The organism is Exiguobacterium sp. s168 (assembly GCF_018619035.1).
Lineage (GTDB): Bacteria > Bacillota > Bacilli > Exiguobacteriales > Exiguobacteriaceae > Exiguobacterium_A > Exiguobacterium_A acetylicum.
Window position 1 is genome coordinate 1 of the sequence record NZ_JACSNE010000041.1, and the last position, 16,424, is coordinate 16,424.

Consider the following 16,424-nt stretch of genomic DNA (forward strand, 5'->3'; position numbering starts at 1 on the left):
GAAAAGGTGCTCCATCCACAAAAATATATGTGGATGGAGCACCTTTTCTGTTTTAGACCACTTTATCTAGAGGTTTTTCAGTGGCCTCCGTCATAGGCGATCCGTCTTTTTTGTGTGAAACGATCGTAGAGCACATTTGATAATGAGATTTTGCACATATGATGATACAATAAGTTAGCTATTATAAGAGTTAGCTAATTTTTTGAGAAATGAGGTGAGTCGATGTCTTCGACTACAACAAAAACGAATACGACACCTGTCGTCATTGGGTTATTGATTGGGATTTTAGTCGCAGCAATGGATAACACGATCGTTGCGACAGCGATGCCAACGATCGTCAGCGAACTGAATGGGTTTGATCAGTACGCATGGGTCACATCTGCTTACATGATCGCAACCGTTGCCGGAATGCCGATCTTCGGTAAACTGAGTGATATGTATGGAAGAAAACGCTTCTTCCTCTTTGGGATGCTTCTCTTCATGGTAGGGAGTATCTTGTGTGGTATGGCGGATTCTATCATTGAATTGTCTGCGTATCGTGCCTTGCAAGGGCTCGGTGGAGGAGCGTTGATGCCAATCGCCTTTACGATCATCTTTGATATCTTCCCACCGGAAAAACGGGGGAAAGTCAGTGGGTTGTTTGGAGCGGTCTTCGGTATCTCGAGTATCTTCGGACCGTTGCTTGGTGCCGTATTGACGGATTCCCTCGACTGGCGCTGGGTATTCTATATCAATATCCCACTCGGCTTGATTGCCCTTGGTCTCGTAACAGTCTTCTATCAGGAATCACCGGTACACCGGACACAGAAGATCGACTATGTCGGTGCCTTTACGCTTGTCGCCGGATTGGTTTTATTCTTGCTCGCACTTGAAATGGGTGGAAAAGAATATGCGTGGTCTTCGCCACAAATTCTTGGTCTGTTCGGAGCAGCACTTGTCGCGTTCGTTGCTTTTGCGTTTGCTGAACGACGTGCCGCGGATCCCGTCATTACGTTCAGTCTATTCCGTCGTCGCTTATTTGCGGCAACTCAAGGCGTAGCGTTCTTTTATGGATTCGTCTTTATCTCAGCGAGTGTATTCATTCCAATCTTCGTGCAAGGTGTCTTTGGTGGCAGTGCGACGAACTCCGGTCTAATCTTGATGCCGATGTTGATTGCCTCGGTCATCTCGGCGCAACTTGGTGGACAATTGCCGAACAAGTTTGGTTTTCGGAACATCATGATCGTCTCGGCGGTCTTTTTCCTACTCGGTGTCTATCTCCTTAGTACGATGACGCTTGAGACATCGCGGACAGCAGTAACGATTTATATGATCATTCTCGGATTTGGTGTTGGCTTTAGTTTCTCTCTATTGAATCTAGCGAGTATCAATGGCATCGAGATGCAACGTCGTGGCGCAGCGACCTCGATGGGCTCGACATTTCGGACAATCGGAATGACGCTTGGTGTCACGGTCCTCGGAATCATTCAATCACGGACGTTCACGTCAGCTGTCTCCGATCGGTTGCCGCAAGGCGGGGCGCCGTCGGGTGGACAGTTCCCAACGGCTGATGCGTTTGCGAAGATGCCACCAGAAGTCGCGACAGCGATCAAGACGTCGCTTGCAGAATCGATCTCAACCGTCTATTTCTGGGCATTGATTCCAGCAGTGCTCGGTGTCATCTTTATCTTCTTGATGGGGAACGAGCGTCCGATTCTGTCGGAACAAGCAACGCCAGTGAAGAAGAAACAAGCTCAATGATCACCATTTCAACAACGTCTTCTTTCTTATTAGAAAGAGGCGTTGTTTTTTTGTTTAACAAGACAAAAAAAGACGAACCTGGATTACTCCAGATTCGTCTGACAGAACTTATTTTTTGATGTCGAATGTCGTGCTGAGGAAGTCAACGACTTCTTCTGCCGTATCCATATCGAGTACTTGCTCGACGATTGCTTCACACTCTGATTTGTTGAGGCGTGTCATCAAGCTGCGTGCGCGAAGGACAGATGATGATGACATCGAGAACTCATCAAGACCAAGACCAAGAAGGATCGGGAGTGCCAATTCTTCTCCTGCCATCTCACCACACATGCCGACCCATTTGCCTGCTTTGTGTGCTTCAGTGATGACGTTGTTCAAGAGGTTCAAGATTGCTGGGTTGAACGGTTGGTACAGGTATGATACTTTTTCGTTCATCCGGTCTGCCGCCATTGTGTATTGAATCAAATCGTTCGTTCCGACAGAGAAGAAGTCGACTTCTTTTGCGAACTGACGAGCCATGACCGCTGTTGCTGGGATTTCAACCATCATACCGACTTCGATGTCTTCCGATACAGTGACACCTTCAGCTTGAAGGTTTGCTTTCTCTTCAAGGAGAAGTGCTTTTGCAGCACGGAACTCTTCGATCGTTGCGATCATCGGGAACATGACAGCAAGTTTACCGTATGCGCTCGCACGAAGAAGTGCGCGTAATTGCGTACGGAACAAGTCTGTTTGATCGAGACAGAGACGGATCGCACGGTAACCGAGGAACGGGTTCATCTCGTGCGGGAGATCAAGGTACGACAATTCTTTATCGCCACCGATATCGAGTGTCCGGATGACGACTTTTTTATCGCCCATTGATTCGAGAACGGTTTTGTAAGCTGTGAACTGCTCGTCTTCCGTTGGGAATGTCTCTGCATCCATGTAGAGGAATTCCGTACGATAGAGACCGACTGCTTCTGCACCGTTATCCAAAACGCCTTTGACATCGTTTGGTGTACCGATGTTTGCAGCGAGCTCGACGTGATGACCGTCAGCCGTCATTGTTTTTTCGTTCTTGAGTTTTTTCCACTCTTCTTTTTGTGCGATGTATGCTGCGCGTTTTGCTTCATACTCAGCCACTTGCTCTTCGCTTGGGTTGACGATGACGTCACCTTCTGCACCGTCAAGGATGAGAAGGTCGCCGTGTTTAACGTCCGTTAAAACAACTTTTGTTCCGACGACTGCTGGGATTTCGAGTGAACGTGACATGATGGCAGAGTGCGATGTCCGGCCACCAATGTTCGTTGCGAAACCTTTAGCATATTTACGGTTCAATTGAGCTGTATCTGAAGGAGTCAAGTCTTCTGCGATGATGATGACTTCTTCGTTGATTTGAGCTGGAGTGACGAACGTGATACCGAGAAGGTGAGCCATCGTCCGTTTCGTGACGTCACGAACGTCTGCTGCACGTTCGCGCATGTATTCGTTGTCCATTGATTCGAAAATCATGACCATCATGTTTGCGACTTCATCGAGTGCTTTTGCAGCATTTGCTTGCTCATCCTCGATTTTTGCGTTCACCTGACTGACGATTTCCGGATCTTCTAAGATGAGAAGGTGAGCCGAGAAGATCTCCGCTTTATCTGGACCTAATTCTTGTAAGGTATTTTCACGAATGACTTCGAGTTCTGTCTTCGATTTTGCGATCGCTGCTTGGAAACGTTCTTTTTCCGCAGCTGCATCCTCGATTTTGTGCGATGGAATCTCAAAGACCGGTGTTTCCATCACGAATGCTTTTGCAATCGCGATCCCTGCAGAAGCGCCAATTCCCTTGATATGTTGTGCCATGTGTATTACCCTCTTTTCAGTAAGTTTTTTTAACGCGATGACTTCGTTTCTTAGCTATCTATAGATACCCATAAACGCCTCTCTCTTAACGAGCCTTCTGCGCACTCTCCCTTGAATGAAAACGTAGACATTTCTCGGAACAGCAAACGCATCGTTTCTTGAAGTGTCTCAACATTTCACCCGTTTAATCCTATCATATTGTGAAACGGGCAACAATTGTTTGAAACCAAGCATTTCGACAAAATGTCGAACAGAAGTAGTGAAAGCGTTTGCGGTCGGTCGAGAGGCTATCAGTTGGAAAATGACTGAAAACACTTCATACTAATAGATACTAGTCAAAGGGGGAGTTTTATATGCAAACGAATCAATCCGTAGATGTACTCGTTGTCGGGATTTCAGGAAATCAACCGCTCGATGAACGGTTACAGGCACTGTATGGTGACAAATTAGAAGAGTGGGTCCGTCAAGGTGATATCTCAACGAAACGCGGAGAACTCCGACTGTTGCCGACATTATCGGGAGACGTGGCACGTGTCTTGTTCGTCGGCCTCGGGAAAGTCGATCAGCTTTCGCAAGATGATTTGCGTCGCTTACTCGGAAAAGCAGCACAACATGTTAAAGCACGTCGCTTAGAACATGTCACAGTTGATGCGACGACATTCCCAGGACAACCGGTCGAACTGATTGCCGAGACATTTACCCTCGCTACATATGAGGTCAAGCATTATAAGACGTCGCCTTCTAAAGCATATACGTTACAACTGACGGTCTTACCTGAAGAGGAAGAAGCAGTACGCCGCGGGACAGTCTTGGCTGAAGCGACGAACTTAGCGCGTCGTCTCGTAACGATGCCAGGGAATCTCTTGACAGCGCCAGCACTTGCGGACGAAGCCCGTTTCATCGCGGAGCGTCATGGGCATGATCTCCGGATCATCGATAAGGAAGAGATGGAAGCACTCGGGATGGGCGCCTTGCTTGCGGTCAACCAAGGATCCGTCATTCCACCGAAATTGATCGTCCTTGAATATAAAGGTTCAGCAGAAGCACCAATCGCGGTCGTCGGAAAAGGCGTCACATTCGATACAGGTGGTTATTCCATCAAACCGAAAGACGGAATCGTCGGAATGAAAGGCGACATGGGGGGAGCAGCAGCGGTTCTCGGTCTGTTCGAAGCACTCGGTCAGCTGAAGCCAGATGTTCACGTCATCGGTGTCATTCCAGCAACCGACAATATGATTTCAGGAGATGCCTTCAAACCGGACGACGTCATCACATCGATGGCAGGAAAAACGATTGAAGTCTTGAACACGGATGCGGAAGGACGGCTTGTCCTTGCTGACGCAGTCACGTACGTCAAAGAGTATCAACCAAAAGCGATCATTGATCTTGCGACTTTGACAGGTGGTGTCCTTGTTGCCCTTGGAACAGAAATCACAGGTGCGTTGACGAATGATGCGTCACTTTACGAACGCTTTGAACAGGTGACGAAAGAGACGAATGAGATGGTCTGGCAAATGCCGTATGTCGATGCGTTCATTAAACAAGTCCGCCGTTCGGAAGTCGCAGACTTGAACAACTCACCAGGACGCATGGGACATATGATCTTCGGTGGTGCGTTTGTCGGTGAATTCGTCGGTGACACACCATGGTTGCACCTCGATATCGCGGGAACATCGGAACAGAATCAAGCGTCTGAGATTGGTCCAAAAGGAGCAACGGGTGTCATGGTTCGTAGTCTGTATCGATTCGTCGAGCAAGAAAAATGAGACGCTGGAATTTACTCGGTGTCTTGTTGACGATTCTTGCCGTCGTCTGGTACTTGGATGCGCGTGATCGTCTATCGCTCGGTCTCGCGACGTTCATCGGTATCTTCACCGTCTTATCACTACTGCGTTCTTTCCGGGAGAAGACGAATGCACGTCATCGGAATTGATGCGGCAAAGGCGGGGTGGGTCGTCGTTACGTACGAAAACAATCGTTATAGGGGATTTGTCGAACCGACGCTTGCACAGATTCCGATCGCCGACCGGATTTGGATCGATATGCCGATTGGTTTAACGGAAGGACGACGCGAAACGGATCAGTTGTTACGACAGGAATTACGACCTGGGCGGACGAGTAGTGTCTTTAATGCACCGTTTCTCAGTGCGTTGACAGTTTCAACTTATATAGAAGCAAATGATTTAGCGAAACAATATGCGGGGATCGGGCTTTCAAAACAAGCATGGTATCTCTTACCGAAAATCAAAGAAGTCCGTCAGGTATATCGAACGGAGATGATTGAAGCCCATCCGGAAGTCTGTTTCGCGCGACTCGCCGGTCATCCGGCACGCTTTTCAAAGAAAACAACCGAAGGCATTGCGGAACGAATCGAATTGCTGGAGCGCTTTGATTGTCCGCCGTTATGGGAACAGCGTCAGTCGCATGTTGCGATCGATGATTGGCTCGACGCTTGTCTGCTTGCGACCGGTGCCCGTTTTCCTTGCGATTACCTGCCAGCCAGTCGACCGGTGGATCCGGAAGGGTATCCGTTATATGCAGCTCTACCGAAAAAATCACCCTCACCGAAATGGTGTGGGTGATCCTTTGACGAAGTCCCAAATGTAATGGAAAATCTGTGCATTGTAGAGTGCTTTTAAGATGACCGCGATCAATGGTCCGAGGATTAACCCGAAGACACCGAAAAATTGAATTCCGACGAACAGTGCGATCAATGCTGTAATCGGTTGAATGCCGATATTATCGCCGACGATCTTCGGTTCCATGATGTTACGTTGAAGAATGACGAGGGCGTACAAAATACCAAGTCCGATTGCAAGAGTCGTATCTCCGGTAATCAAGGAGTAGGCGATCCAAGGCAAGAAAACGGAACCGGTACCGAGATACGGCAAGATATCGAAAAAGGCAGCGATAAACGCAACTGCAAACGGATGCTCGACACCAATGATGAACAAACCAATCAAGACGATAAAGAACGTGATCGTGATCAAGGTGAACTGTGCTTTGAGATAGCCGAACAAGGCAGACCGTAAGCTCAGGAAGACCGACTCGAAACGGGCAAACCAAGGGAGCATCTCATAGCGTTTCAATCGCATCTCGTACTGGTGCCAATCTTTTGCGATGAAGAACCAAGCGAGTAACACGATGACGAAAATCAATGCAATCGATGGTAATGTCGCAAGAACCGTCTGTAGCATCATGGCGATACTTTTTGAACCTTCGCCGATTGCACTCGCAAGCGAACTACCGAGTGATTGGATACTGTTTTGAACCGTATTTTGTTGTGATGGTTCCAGTGAACGTAAGGCTTCAGAAGCATCGTTCCAAATCGGTGCCAGTTTTTCATTGTACAGCTTTTGAAAATACAGGCTCAACTCTTGGATTTGCGCCGGTAATTGATTGGCGACGAATACAAGACCACGAATCAACTGCATGATGATCAAGGCGAGCGAGCCAACCAATAAGCCACTAATCAAAATGATCGACAACAACGCACCCCATCCACGATTGATCCGTAACCGCTTTTGGAAGAAATCGACGAGCGGTCGGCTGAAAAGGGCAAGCAGAAACGCAAAGACGAATGGATACAAGATGGACGAGAGGCGGATGAGTAACCATCCACCAATTAAGAAGGCGAAGATCACCGTCAGGAACCGGGCCATTTGCCAAAGACGTTCAGTCGACACAAGCAACACCTCTTACTGGATTATGTAGAATTTATTGATATCATCATATCATGTTTAGGTAGGTTACGAGTCATTCAAAAGGAGGAGATCTCGATGCGTAAAAGAGAAATTGGACTATTTGCTGCGTTGATTGCTGCGACATCTGTCGGAATCCGGGAATGGAAGAAAAATCAGGCGTTTACGCAACGCGTCAAGCAAGAGACAGAAGCGCACGTACGCCAAGCAATCGTGGAGGGTCAGACAGATGGAACAGATGAAGACACTGCAACAAAAGGTTGATGCGACGATTCGCTCACTCGGCGGTTATTTTCGGCCGCTATCTGGTCTCGCGCGCCTGACGGAAGAAGTCGGTGAGGTCGGAGAAGCACTGGAACAAAATGATTTAGAAGCCCTTCGCTTGGAGCTGGTCGATGTCTTGATGATCTCGACCTGTCTTGCGAATCAATACGTGGCGGATCTTGCAGCACAGCATGAGACACTCGGGACAGTAAACGATGCTCAGGACGGTTCGTTTTATCGACTCGTGCATGAGGCCGGACAAATCGCACGTGTCATGAACGGGTACGAAGGCGATAAACCGCCGAAAGCGAAAGATACGATTGTTCCAATTGGTCATTCCTTAGCACGTCTGCAACGCGAACTGTTTCGGTTAGCACGACCACTTCAACTTGATTTGCTGACAGAAATCGACCGGACGAATGAAAAGAATCTGAAGCGGGATAAAACACGCTTCGCGTTGACACGTGATCCCATCACGGAAGAGACGATTGATCATTTCCGGAGTGCGACAGGAAGTGAGGCGCGCCTCTGGGGAGCCCCTGTGTACGAGGAGAACCAAACGATCGAGGACAACATGGAAGCAGCATTGCCGTCACTCCGGCGTTTCCTCCGATGTGCGTCGATTGAGGGGATCGAGGCATTCGTCTTCGAAGCACCGATGGAACGCTCGCGTAGTTTGGTTGAAGTGAAAGAACTAGCGGACGAAATGGGACGGTTGATCAAAGAGCGGACACCGCTTGACTTCAAGAATTCACCGTATCGGTTGGAAGTCTTTGCACCACAACTTGGTCCAATCTCACCGTATCATGCGGAAGACGACCATCGGATGTTCCTTGTTCTCTATGTAGACTAAAAAAATGATCCGCCTTGCTCCGAAAAGCAGGCGGATCATTTTTTAATGTGAATGAGACGATGTTGCCTCATCTTGAGTCTGCCATTTTTTCATGAAGCGCTGAATCCGTGCGATCGCTTCTTGTAGTTGTTCAATCGAACTCGCGTAACTTGCTCGGACATACCCCTCACCACTTGCTCCGAAGACGGATCCTGGAACGACGGCGACACGTTCAGCGAGTAACAATTGCTCCGCGAACTCTTCACTCGTTAGTCCAGTATGACCGATGTACGGGAAGGCATAGAAGGCACCGCCCGGTAAGTGTGTCGGGAGACCGGCATCGTTTAACGCCTTGACGAAATAGTTCCGGCGTTGACGATAACTCGTCACCATGTCAGGAACCGTCTTATGACGTGAACGGAGTGCTTCAATGCCCGCGAATTGAACGAGTGTCGGGGCACACATCATCCCATATTGATGCACCTTCAGCATCGATTGCGTGATTGCAGGTGGTGCACAAGTGAAGCCGAGCCGCCAGCCTGTCATCGCGAAGGCTTTCGAGAAACCGTTGATGATGATCGTCCGCTCCCGCATTCCGGGAAGGGTCGCAAAGCAGATTGCTTCCGTTTCGTAGGATAGTTCCGCATAGATTTCGTCGCTGATGACATATAGATCATGTTTTTGAACGAGTAGTGCAAGATCGGCGAGTTGATCGCGTGTCATTGTCGAGCCCGTCGGATTCGATGGGAAACAGAAAATGATTGCTTTCGTCTTGTCCGTTAGCAATTGTTCGATCGTTTCCGGTTGAATCGCAAAACCATCTTCTGCATGACACGCAGCGGCGACAGGAATGCCTCCAGCGAGTTCAATTAAAGGGGCATACGAGACGAATGCCGGTTCAACAACGATGACTTCATCTCCTGGATTGATCAAACTACGAAACGCAAGGTCAAGTCCTTCTGAGGCACCGGTCGTGACGATGATCTCTTCCGTCGTCGAATAGGAGATGGCGAACTTTTCTTGCATATAGAGCGCGATTTCCTGACGTAACTCGAGCAAACCGGCGTTCGCACTATACGCTGTATAGCCTTGCTCAAGTGCTGCGAAGCTCGCTTCGCGCACATTCCATGGCGTGACGAAATCAGGTTCGCCGACACCAAGGGAGATGACGTCTTCCATTGATCCGGCTAAATCAAAGAAACGACGGATGCCGGATGGGGCTAGCTGTTCGACACGTTCAGATAGAGACTTCATGGAGACACCTTCAATCGTTTGTCGTCATCATCCTGACTGAAGAGAACACCATCGTGCTTGTAGGTCTTCAAGCGGAAATGGGTCGTCGTCGAGATGACGGAGTCGAGCGTCGATAATTTTTCCGAGACGAATTGAGAGACTTCTTGTAGCGATTTGCCATCAAGTACGACTTGTAAGTCATATGCGCCCGACATCAGATAAAGGGACGTCACTTCCGGGAAACGATGGATCCGCTCCGCTACCTCGTCAAAACCGCGTCCACGTTTTGGTGTGACTTTGACGTCGATGAAAGCTGTCACGCCATGGTGGGCATGAATCTTTTGCCAGTCGATGACAGCGGTGTAACCAAGTAGGACACCGTCGCGTTTGAATGTCTCGATGGAAGCTACTACTTCTGACGCTTCCCAGTCGAGCATTTGCGCAAGCAAGTCCACGTCCATCGGACCATTTTGTGTTAATAATGCTAATAATTCGAGTTGTTTTTCGGTGTACATGGAATCACTCACTTTCTGTCAATTGACCATTGAAGGTACGGCGGGTCTGGCGCAATCGTGCGCGGCGCTCAGCCTGGACGATATGGAAGTTCTTCATTTCAGTTGTCGGAAGTTGGTGTTTTTCAACGAGGCGTTCAAAAAAGACGCGTCGCGCTGCATCCTGACGCGCGGATTCATGATTACCCGACGGATTGAAAGCATATAAGACGGTCGCGCGCGCCGGGTGCAGTATTAAATGATCCTTGCCGACGCGTAAGATCCAATCCCAGTCCCAGTAGTTGAAGACGTCCTCGTCAAACGGACCGAGTTGGTCGTGGAGCGATTTACGGTAGAGTGACCCGGACGGAATATACGTCGAGTCTTCTCGAATCGTCTCTGAATCGTACGGATACGCGAATGGCTCAGAATCGATTGCAATCCGGTGATCCTCTTCCCAGCGGTACGTAAAGAGTTCCGCGTCCGTATAGGTGAGATCGGCACCAGCTTCGAGATCGCCGACTGCTTCTTCGAGGTGACTCGGTAATAAGAGGTCGTCGTCATCGTGAAGTAAGATATACCGACCGGAAGCGAGCGTGACACCATGATTTCGAGCACGAACATGATGGTTTTCAGGTAACTCGACATAGGTCAGTTGAAGACGGTCCTGATATGCAGTCGTCACTGCTGAGATATCGTCTCCATTATTGTTTAAGACGATGACTTCGAAGTCTTGATAGTGTTGACGCGTCAATGCTTCTAGCGCTTCTGCTAATTCACGAGGACGATTGTACGTCGGAATGATGATGGATACGGTTGGCATCAGTGATCGCTCCTTGAACAAAGACACCTGTCCAGGAACAGGTGTCTTCTTGTTTTTTACATGTTTGCTTCAATACGTGGTAGCAGTTCGTTCCATTCTGCTTCTGGTTCTTTCGTAACCGTCACGAAGTCGCCGTAAGCGAACAGATTGTCGATGCCATCAAGGGCGATCAATGATGCGAGCAACGCATCTTCAGGTGTATCTTCTTTTTTGACACTCGTACTTTTAGCACCGAAGCGCTGTTCTTCGAGCGTGATTTTGACGGAATTCGGATTTGGTGTGTAATCGACTTGCATGAGGTAAGCTCCTTTCAACGTACATACGTATATGCCGTCTTTTCGTATAGATGGATTGAATCCTTCTTCCTGATAGACGGAAGATCGATACGTTCAGTATATCAGAAAATTCGAAGAGAATATTTTTCTTCTAGTAGGAGAAATGGACCATCTTTATTTTAACGGTTCACTTGACCTTATAATGCATTTTACTCGCTATCTCAATATATCTCAAAAGGCGTCATGATGCCTTTTTCAAATTGTTTGACCTGAATTTCAAAGCAAGGGGTTATTTTTTTGAATTTCAGTGATAACCTATATCTTGTACATTAACAGGTTTAAAAACGGCTAAAACGTCTATATATAGAGTGATACTTGTAGAGTCCTTTCTATATGTAGGACGTCTTTTTTTAGTTTAGCGTATTTCATCGTGTAATGCGAACCTGTTTAACGATAGAGAATGGGAGTGGTTCATAGTGGCATCTCCACTGAATACAGCACGCATCTTTAAGGGTGCAATGACAATAGAAGACGTATATGTCGTGATTAGACAAGCAACGGAAACGTATCCGGAACTTGATATCGACCGCTATACTGAACGTGCCATCCGAGCGCTTGAAGGAAAATCCCTACAAGCCGATCAAGTCTATGAACTGTTAACAATGCACGCACTCGATATGTTGAAGGCAGAAGAGCCAAACTGGACATTCGTAGCGACAGCGACTTACTTAAATCGGTTATACCTAGAAGCAGGTGAAAATCGCGGATATGCAGCGGAAGAACGATATGGTTCGCTGTATACGCTGATTGAAAAACTGACAGAAATCGGCATCTTCACGAAACATTTACTAGATGCGTATTCGAAGGAAGACATCAACGAACTGTCGGCAACGATCGATCCGTCCCGCGACCACTTATTCACATACATTGGTCTTCGAACTCTGGCAGACCGGTACCTCGCACGCGATCACGTCAAAAACTTGTACGAGCTACCACAAGAACGGTTCATGGTCATCGCGATGACACTGATGCAGAACGAACCGAAAGAACGTCGTTTAGAACTCGTCAAAGAATCTTACTGGGCATTGTCGAACCTCTACATGACAGTTGCGACTCCGACGCTTTCGAACGCTGGTAAGTCTTACGGTCAACTTTCTTCGTGTTTCATCGATACAGTCGATGATTCGCTACGTGGCATCTACGACTCGAACACGGACGTGGCGACACTTTCTAAAGGTGGCGGCGGAATCGGCGTCTACATGGGTAAGATTCGTTCACGTGGCTCAGACATCAAAGGATTCAAAGGTGTCTCAAGCGGTGTCATCCCGTGGATGAAACAGTTGAACAACACGGCAGTCAGCGTCGACCAGCTCGGTATGCGTCAAGGATCGATCGCTGTGTATCTCGACATCTGGCATAAGGACATTCTCGAGTTCCTGGACGCGAAGCTCAACAACGGGGATGAGCGACTTCGGACACATGATTTGTTCACAGGTGTTAACTTACCAGACCGTTTCATGCGTGCCGTCGAAGCACGAGAAGATTGGCATTTGTTTGACCCACACGAGATCCGGACAGTCATGGGCTTTAGCCTCGAGGACTACTTCGATGAGACGGAACAAGGTGGCAGCTTCACGGAACGATACGAAGCGTGTGTCAACGAACCACGTCTCAGCAAAAAAACAGTTCCGGCAATCGATCTCGTCAAACGCTACATGCGTTCGCAACTTGAGACAGGAACGCCATACATGTTCTTCCGTGACGCCGTTAACCGTGCGAATCCGAATAAACATGCAGGCATGATCTACTCGTCAAACCTTTGCTCAGAAATCATGCAGAACATGAGCCCGACGACCGTGACAGAAGAATACACGGAAGACGGTAAAATCATCGTCACGAAGACACCAGGGGACTTCGTCGTCTGTAACTTGTCATCGATCGCACTTGCACGTGCAGTTCGTTCTGACGTCCTAGAGCGATTAATTCCGATTCAAATGCGGATGCTTGATAACGTCATCGACTTGAATACGATCGATGTTCCTCAAGCACAATTGACGAATCAAAAATACCGTGCCGTTGGTCTTGGCACGTTCGGTTGGCACCATCTGCTCGCACTCGAGGGCATCCGTTGGGAATCGGTCGAAGCGGTACAATACGCAGACCGTCTCTACGAGAAGATCGCTTACTTGACGATCGATGCGTCGATGCAACTTGCGAAAGAGAAGGGCGCGTACCGTCTCTTCGAAGGTTCAGAATGGCAAACAGGAGAGTACATCAAACGTCGCCACTACAAAACGACGGATGAACTTGATTGGGATCGTCTCCAAGCCGACATCACGGCGTACGGAATGCGTAACGCATACTTGATGGCGGTCGCACCGAACTCATCGACGGCGATCATTGCGGGTAGTACGGCATCGATTGATCCAATCTACAAAAAAGTCTACTCGGAAGAGAAGAAAAACTATAAGATCCCAGTCACTGTTCCGGATTTAACACCGGAAACGAACTGGTTCTATAAATCAGCGTTTGAGATTGATCAGTTATGGAGCATTCGTCAAAATGCTTCACGTCAGCGTCACATCGACCAAGCGATCAGTTTCAATCTGTATGTGAAAAACAACGTCAAGGCGAAAGAGTTACTCGAAATGCACATGGAAGCGTGGCAACTCGGGATGAAGACGATCTACTACACGCGTTCGACAACGGTTGAGATCGACGAATGTGAATCGTGTTCATCATAAGATAAGGAGGACGATATCATGAAGGCAGCAATCGTATATGCGTCATTGAGTGGAAACACGGAGGAGGTGGCAGAACTCGTCGCGAAGACGTGTTCTGAGATGGAAATCGAGCCGACGATGTTGTTTGCGGACGAAGTGACGACGTATCAGTTAATGCCTTATGATATCGTCTATTTTGGTTCGTATACGTGGGGAGATGGGCAACTGCCCGACGATATGCGCGACTGTCTTAGAACCGTTCTAAAAGAGAGTTCGCATGCGATTCCGCAGGCAGCTGTTTTTGGAACAGGGGACAAGATGTTCGTCAAATATTGTCGCGCCGTTGATGAGATGGCTTATCATCTCTCAAAATTCGGGGTGCCGCTTGCTGGAGAACTGTTGAAAATCGAGCAGTCACCACGCAATCGCCCACATCTCGTCAAGGAATGGACGAAACGGACCATTCTTCAATTACAGCAAGAAGGAGTCGAAGCACATGGAACAGCTACAAAAAATCAAACTGCTTGATGCACGCCATCCAAATCGCGCGACAGCGATCATCGGTGGCGAAACGAGTGCCATCGTCAACTGGAACGACATTGCGTATCCACAGTTTTATTCGATCTACAAACAACTGTTATCGAACTTCTGGATCCCAGATGAGATCTCAATGTCGAAGGACATGCAACAGTGGAATCAATTAAGCGAACGGGAACAGGATGCATTCAAACGAATCATCGGGCTGCTCTCGATCCTTGACTCGGTTCAGACACGTTATATCTTGGAATCGGCAATGTTCACATCGGATTCATCCGTTCATGCCATTCTCGCTATCATCGCGCAACAGGAAGTCGTTCATAATCAATCGTACAGCTACGTCTTATCCAGCTTAGTTCCATTGGCTGAACAAAACCGGATTTTTGATATCGCGAAAGACGATGACATGGTCATGAAGCGTAATGCATTCATTCTTGATTTATACGAAGATTTCCAAAATGACCGGACTCCAGAAAACTTCGCGAAATCGCTCGTTGCTTCGATCGTTCTTGAAGGAATCAACTTCTATTCAGGCTTTGCCTTCTTCTATAACTTAGCGCGTCACCAAAAGATGGTCGGAACATCGACGATGATCAGCTACATTCAACGTGACGAATTGCAACATTCGTACTTCATCAGCCAATTGTTACGTGCTGTCTTGTCAGAGCATCCGGAAATTGATGCCGATGGCTCATTTACACAATTCGTCTATGATACGTTCAAGCGTGCCGTTGATCTTGAAATCGAGTGGAGCGAATATGTCTTGCGTGATTTAGACGGTCTTGACGTCAGCGAAATGCGTGACTACGTTAAATATCTCGCGAACAAACGCCTTCGCGTCATCGGGTTATCGGATCTTTATGAAGGGCACGACGAAGACGTCATGCCATGGATTCGTGCGTATTCGGATGATTCGATGAATGCGACGAAATCGGACTTCTTCGAACAAAAATCACGTTCGTATGCGAAAGTAACGGATGCGAATGGATTCGACGATCTATAAGTAATAAATAGATAATTGATGATTGCTTCTACTCTATATTTCCTTTACGCTAGGACAGGTGAGGTTCTGCTCGACTCCTGCGGAAAAACAAGTCGTCATGACCCTGGAAGATGCGACGCATCTGAAGCGGCATGAGGGCTTGTCCGCGGAAAACGAGCAGACCGAGACTGTCCGTTTTTTTAATAGTCTTATCTGTCTTTTGTCTTTCTCGTTTCAAGCATTACTTTTCTTTGTCACTTAGGTCAATTCAACAAAAGAACAAAAAAAGGGCCGAACTCGGAAAGTTCGGCAGAATCAGGGGGAATACTTGAAGTCTTGCTACTAAAATGTTCCCTCGTGAAATAAAAAATAAACAAATTCCAAAAATATTTTTTACGATACAAGAAAAGTGTGTTATTATAAGTTGATGAATTTAGTTAGGGAGTGTATACATTATGGCAAACTTTGAAAAAGACCAAGTCGTTACTGGTAAAGTAACTGGTATTCAAAACTTCGGTGCTTTCGTAGCACTTGACGAGCAAACACAAGGTCTCGTCCACATCTCAGAAATCTCACACGATTACGTAAAAGACATCAACGATTACGTAAAAGTTGGCGATGAAGTAACTGTTAAAGTTCTCGACATCGACGAAGCTAACAAAAAAATGAAGCTTTCGATCAAAGCAACTCAGGAAGCTCCAAAACGTGAAGCACGCGCGAAAGGTCCACGCAAAAACGCTGGACGTCGTGATGCAGGTCCTGCTTTCAAACAAGAAGAAGCACCTGGATTCAACGTTCTTAAAGGTAAATTGGAAGAATGGATTGAAAAATCAAACTTCCAAAAATAAGCCACATGAGAGAATCGACATCGGTCGGTTCTCTTTTTTTTATGCGATTTTTACATGACGGTTTGTCAAATTAAGCGCAACACTTCTTCGGAAAAGACCTCGTATGCAGTTTTCCAATCCAAACACTTTCGTGGTCGATTGT

General features: G+C 47.6%; 16 protein-coding genes. 10 read left to right on the top strand and 6 right to left on the bottom strand.

Annotated features, from left to right (window positions below; genetic code table 11):
- Positions 1–222: 222 nt before the first annotated feature.
- On the top strand, positions 223–1,740 hold the full coding sequence (locus tag KNQ15_RS15990; protein ID WP_214730049.1) for an MDR family MFS transporter: 1,518 nt from the start codon (positions 223–225) through the stop codon (positions 1,738–1,740).
- A 108-nt stretch (positions 1,741–1,848) separates the two neighbouring features.
- Here KNQ15_RS15990 and ptsP read toward each other — a convergent pair whose 3' ends face one another.
- The gene (gene ptsP / locus KNQ15_RS15995; RefSeq protein WP_214730050.1) at positions 1,849–3,573 is read right to left on the bottom strand and encodes a phosphoenolpyruvate--protein phosphotransferase; all 1,725 of its coding nucleotides are present in this window, start codon (positions 3,571–3,573) and stop codon (positions 1,849–1,851) included.
- Positions 3,574–3,926: 353 nt separating this feature from the next.
- Here ptsP and KNQ15_RS16000 point away from each other — a divergent pair, with 353 nt between their 5' ends.
- From KNQ15_RS16000 to KNQ15_RS16010, 3 genes are read left to right on the top strand one after another with little or no spacing between them, the layout of a single operon-like run.
- A complete protein-coding gene (locus KNQ15_RS16000) occupies positions 3,927–5,339 on the top strand; it encodes a leucyl aminopeptidase (RefSeq protein ID WP_214730051.1) in 1,413 nt (470 codons plus the stop codon).
- Positions 5,336–5,506, top strand: coding sequence for a hypothetical protein (locus tag KNQ15_RS16005; protein WP_158513350.1), 171 nt, complete (start codon positions 5,336–5,338; stop codon positions 5,504–5,506). Before KNQ15_RS16000 ends, KNQ15_RS16005 begins: the two co-directional genes overlap by 4 nt.
- A complete protein-coding gene (locus KNQ15_RS16010) occupies positions 5,487–6,155 on the top strand; it encodes a DUF429 domain-containing protein (RefSeq protein ID WP_214730052.1) in 669 nt (222 codons plus the stop codon). Before KNQ15_RS16005 ends, KNQ15_RS16010 begins: the two co-directional genes overlap by 20 nt.
- On the opposite strand, the gene ytvI is transcribed toward KNQ15_RS16010, so the two are convergent.
- The gene (ytvI, locus tag KNQ15_RS16015; RefSeq protein ID WP_214730053.1) at positions 6,135–7,259 is read right to left on the bottom strand and encodes a sporulation integral membrane protein YtvI; all 1,125 of its coding nucleotides are present in this window, start codon (positions 7,257–7,259) and stop codon (positions 6,135–6,137) included. The two genes, KNQ15_RS16010 and ytvI, sit on opposite strands and share 21 nt — an antisense overlap.
- Positions 7,260–7,352: 93 nt before the next feature.
- Between ytvI and KNQ15_RS16020 the strand changes: the two genes are divergently transcribed.
- Positions 7,353–7,538 carry a hypothetical protein gene (locus tag KNQ15_RS16020; RefSeq protein ID WP_214730054.1) on the top strand — a complete coding sequence of 62 codons (186 nt, stop codon included), beginning with the start codon at positions 7,353–7,355 and terminating at the stop codon, positions 7,536–7,538.
- Entirely contained in the window at positions 7,504–8,391 is an 888-nt protein-coding gene (locus KNQ15_RS16025) for a MazG nucleotide pyrophosphohydrolase domain-containing protein (protein WP_251137728.1), read from the top strand. Before KNQ15_RS16020 ends, KNQ15_RS16025 begins: the two co-directional genes overlap by 35 nt.
- A 42-nt stretch (positions 8,392–8,433) precedes the next feature.
- Here KNQ15_RS16025 and KNQ15_RS16030 read toward each other — a convergent pair whose 3' ends face one another.
- Genes KNQ15_RS16030 through KNQ15_RS16045 form a run of 4 tightly spaced genes read right to left on the bottom strand, consistent with a single transcriptional unit; the run spans position 8,434 to position 11,213 of the window.
- Positions 8,434–9,624, bottom strand: coding sequence for an aminotransferase (locus tag KNQ15_RS16030; protein ID WP_214730055.1), 1,191 nt, complete (start codon positions 9,622–9,624; stop codon positions 8,434–8,436).
- A complete protein-coding gene (locus tag KNQ15_RS16035; RefSeq protein ID WP_214730056.1) occupies positions 9,621–10,118 on the bottom strand; it encodes an Lrp/AsnC family transcriptional regulator in 498 nt (165 codons plus the stop codon). The genes KNQ15_RS16030 and KNQ15_RS16035 overlap by 4 nt, the downstream gene beginning before the upstream one ends.
- 4 nt (positions 10,119–10,122) lie before the next feature.
- The gene (locus KNQ15_RS16040) at positions 10,123–10,917 is read right to left on the bottom strand and encodes a glycosyltransferase family 2 protein (protein ID WP_214730057.1); all 795 of its coding nucleotides are present in this window, start codon (positions 10,915–10,917) and stop codon (positions 10,123–10,125) included.
- A gap of 56 nt (positions 10,918–10,973) precedes the next feature.
- Entirely contained in the window at positions 10,974–11,213 is a 240-nt protein-coding gene (locus KNQ15_RS16045) for a NifU N-terminal domain-containing protein (RefSeq protein WP_023469118.1), read from the bottom strand.
- Positions 11,214–11,668: 455 nt separating this feature from the next.
- On the opposite strand from KNQ15_RS16045, the gene KNQ15_RS16050 reads away from it, so the two are divergent.
- The 4 genes from KNQ15_RS16050 to yugI all read left to right on the top strand — a co-directional run bounded on the left by KNQ15_RS16050 (position 11,669) and on the right by yugI (position 16,282).
- Entirely contained in the window at positions 11,669–13,936 is a 2,268-nt protein-coding gene (locus KNQ15_RS16050; protein ID WP_023469117.1) for a ribonucleoside-diphosphate reductase subunit alpha, read from the top strand.
- Positions 13,937–13,954: 18 nt separating this feature from the next.
- On the top strand, positions 13,955–14,443 hold the full coding sequence (locus tag KNQ15_RS16055; protein WP_214730058.1) for a flavodoxin domain-containing protein: 489 nt from the start codon (positions 13,955–13,957) through the stop codon (positions 14,441–14,443).
- On the top strand, positions 14,412–15,455 hold the full coding sequence (locus tag KNQ15_RS16060) for a ribonucleotide-diphosphate reductase subunit beta (protein WP_035406099.1): 1,044 nt from the start codon (positions 14,412–14,414) through the stop codon (positions 15,453–15,455). Before KNQ15_RS16055 ends, KNQ15_RS16060 begins: the two co-directional genes overlap by 32 nt.
- 434 nt (positions 15,456–15,889) lie before the next feature.
- Positions 15,890–16,282 carry a S1 domain-containing post-transcriptional regulator GSP13 gene (gene yugI, locus KNQ15_RS16065; protein WP_012371159.1) on the top strand — a complete coding sequence of 131 codons (393 nt, stop codon included), beginning with the start codon at positions 15,890–15,892 and terminating at the stop codon, positions 16,280–16,282.
- The last annotated feature ends 142 nt before the right edge of the window (positions 16,283–16,424 follow it).

Excerpts from the sequence above, each read along its gene's own strand:
- ptsP (WP_214730050.1), bottom strand. The coding sequence starts at position 3,573 with ATGGCACAACATATCAAGGGAATTGGCGCTTCTGCAGGGATCGCGATT.
- KNQ15_RS16055 (WP_214730058.1), top strand. The coding sequence starts at position 13,955 with ATGAAGGCAGCAATCGTATATGCGTCATTGAGTGGAAACACGGAGGAG.
- KNQ15_RS16000 (WP_214730051.1), top strand. The coding sequence starts at position 3,927 with ATGCAAACGAATCAATCCGTAGATGTACTCGTTGTCGGGATTTCAGGA.
- KNQ15_RS16020 (WP_214730054.1), top strand. The coding sequence starts at position 7,353 with ATGCGTAAAAGAGAAATTGGACTATTTGCTGCGTTGATTGCTGCGACA.
- KNQ15_RS16045 (WP_023469118.1), bottom strand. The coding sequence starts at position 11,213 with ATGCAAGTCGATTACACACCAAATCCGAATTCCGTCAAAATCACGCTC.
- KNQ15_RS16040 (WP_214730057.1), bottom strand. The coding sequence starts at position 10,917 with ATGCCAACCGTATCCATCATCATTCCGACGTACAATCGTCCTCGTGAA.
- KNQ15_RS16025 (WP_251137728.1), top strand. The coding sequence starts at position 7,504 with ATGGAACAGATGAAGACACTGCAACAAAAGGTTGATGCGACGATTCGC.
- KNQ15_RS16035 (WP_214730056.1), bottom strand. The coding sequence starts at position 10,118 with ATGTACACCGAAAAACAACTCGAATTATTAGCATTATTAACACAAAAT.
- yugI (WP_012371159.1), top strand. The coding sequence starts at position 15,890 with ATGGCAAACTTTGAAAAAGACCAAGTCGTTACTGGTAAAGTAACTGGT.
- KNQ15_RS15990 (WP_214730049.1), top strand. The coding sequence starts at position 223 with ATGTCTTCGACTACAACAAAAACGAATACGACACCTGTCGTCATTGGG.
- KNQ15_RS16010 (WP_214730052.1), top strand. The coding sequence starts at position 5,487 with ATGCACGTCATCGGAATTGATGCGGCAAAGGCGGGGTGGGTCGTCGTT.
- KNQ15_RS16060 (WP_035406099.1), top strand. The coding sequence starts at position 14,412 with ATGGAACAGCTACAAAAAATCAAACTGCTTGATGCACGCCATCCAAAT.
- KNQ15_RS16030 (WP_214730055.1), bottom strand. The coding sequence starts at position 9,624 with ATGAAGTCTCTATCTGAACGTGTCGAACAGCTAGCCCCATCCGGCATC.
- KNQ15_RS16005 (WP_158513350.1), top strand. The coding sequence starts at position 5,336 with ATGAGACGCTGGAATTTACTCGGTGTCTTGTTGACGATTCTTGCCGTC.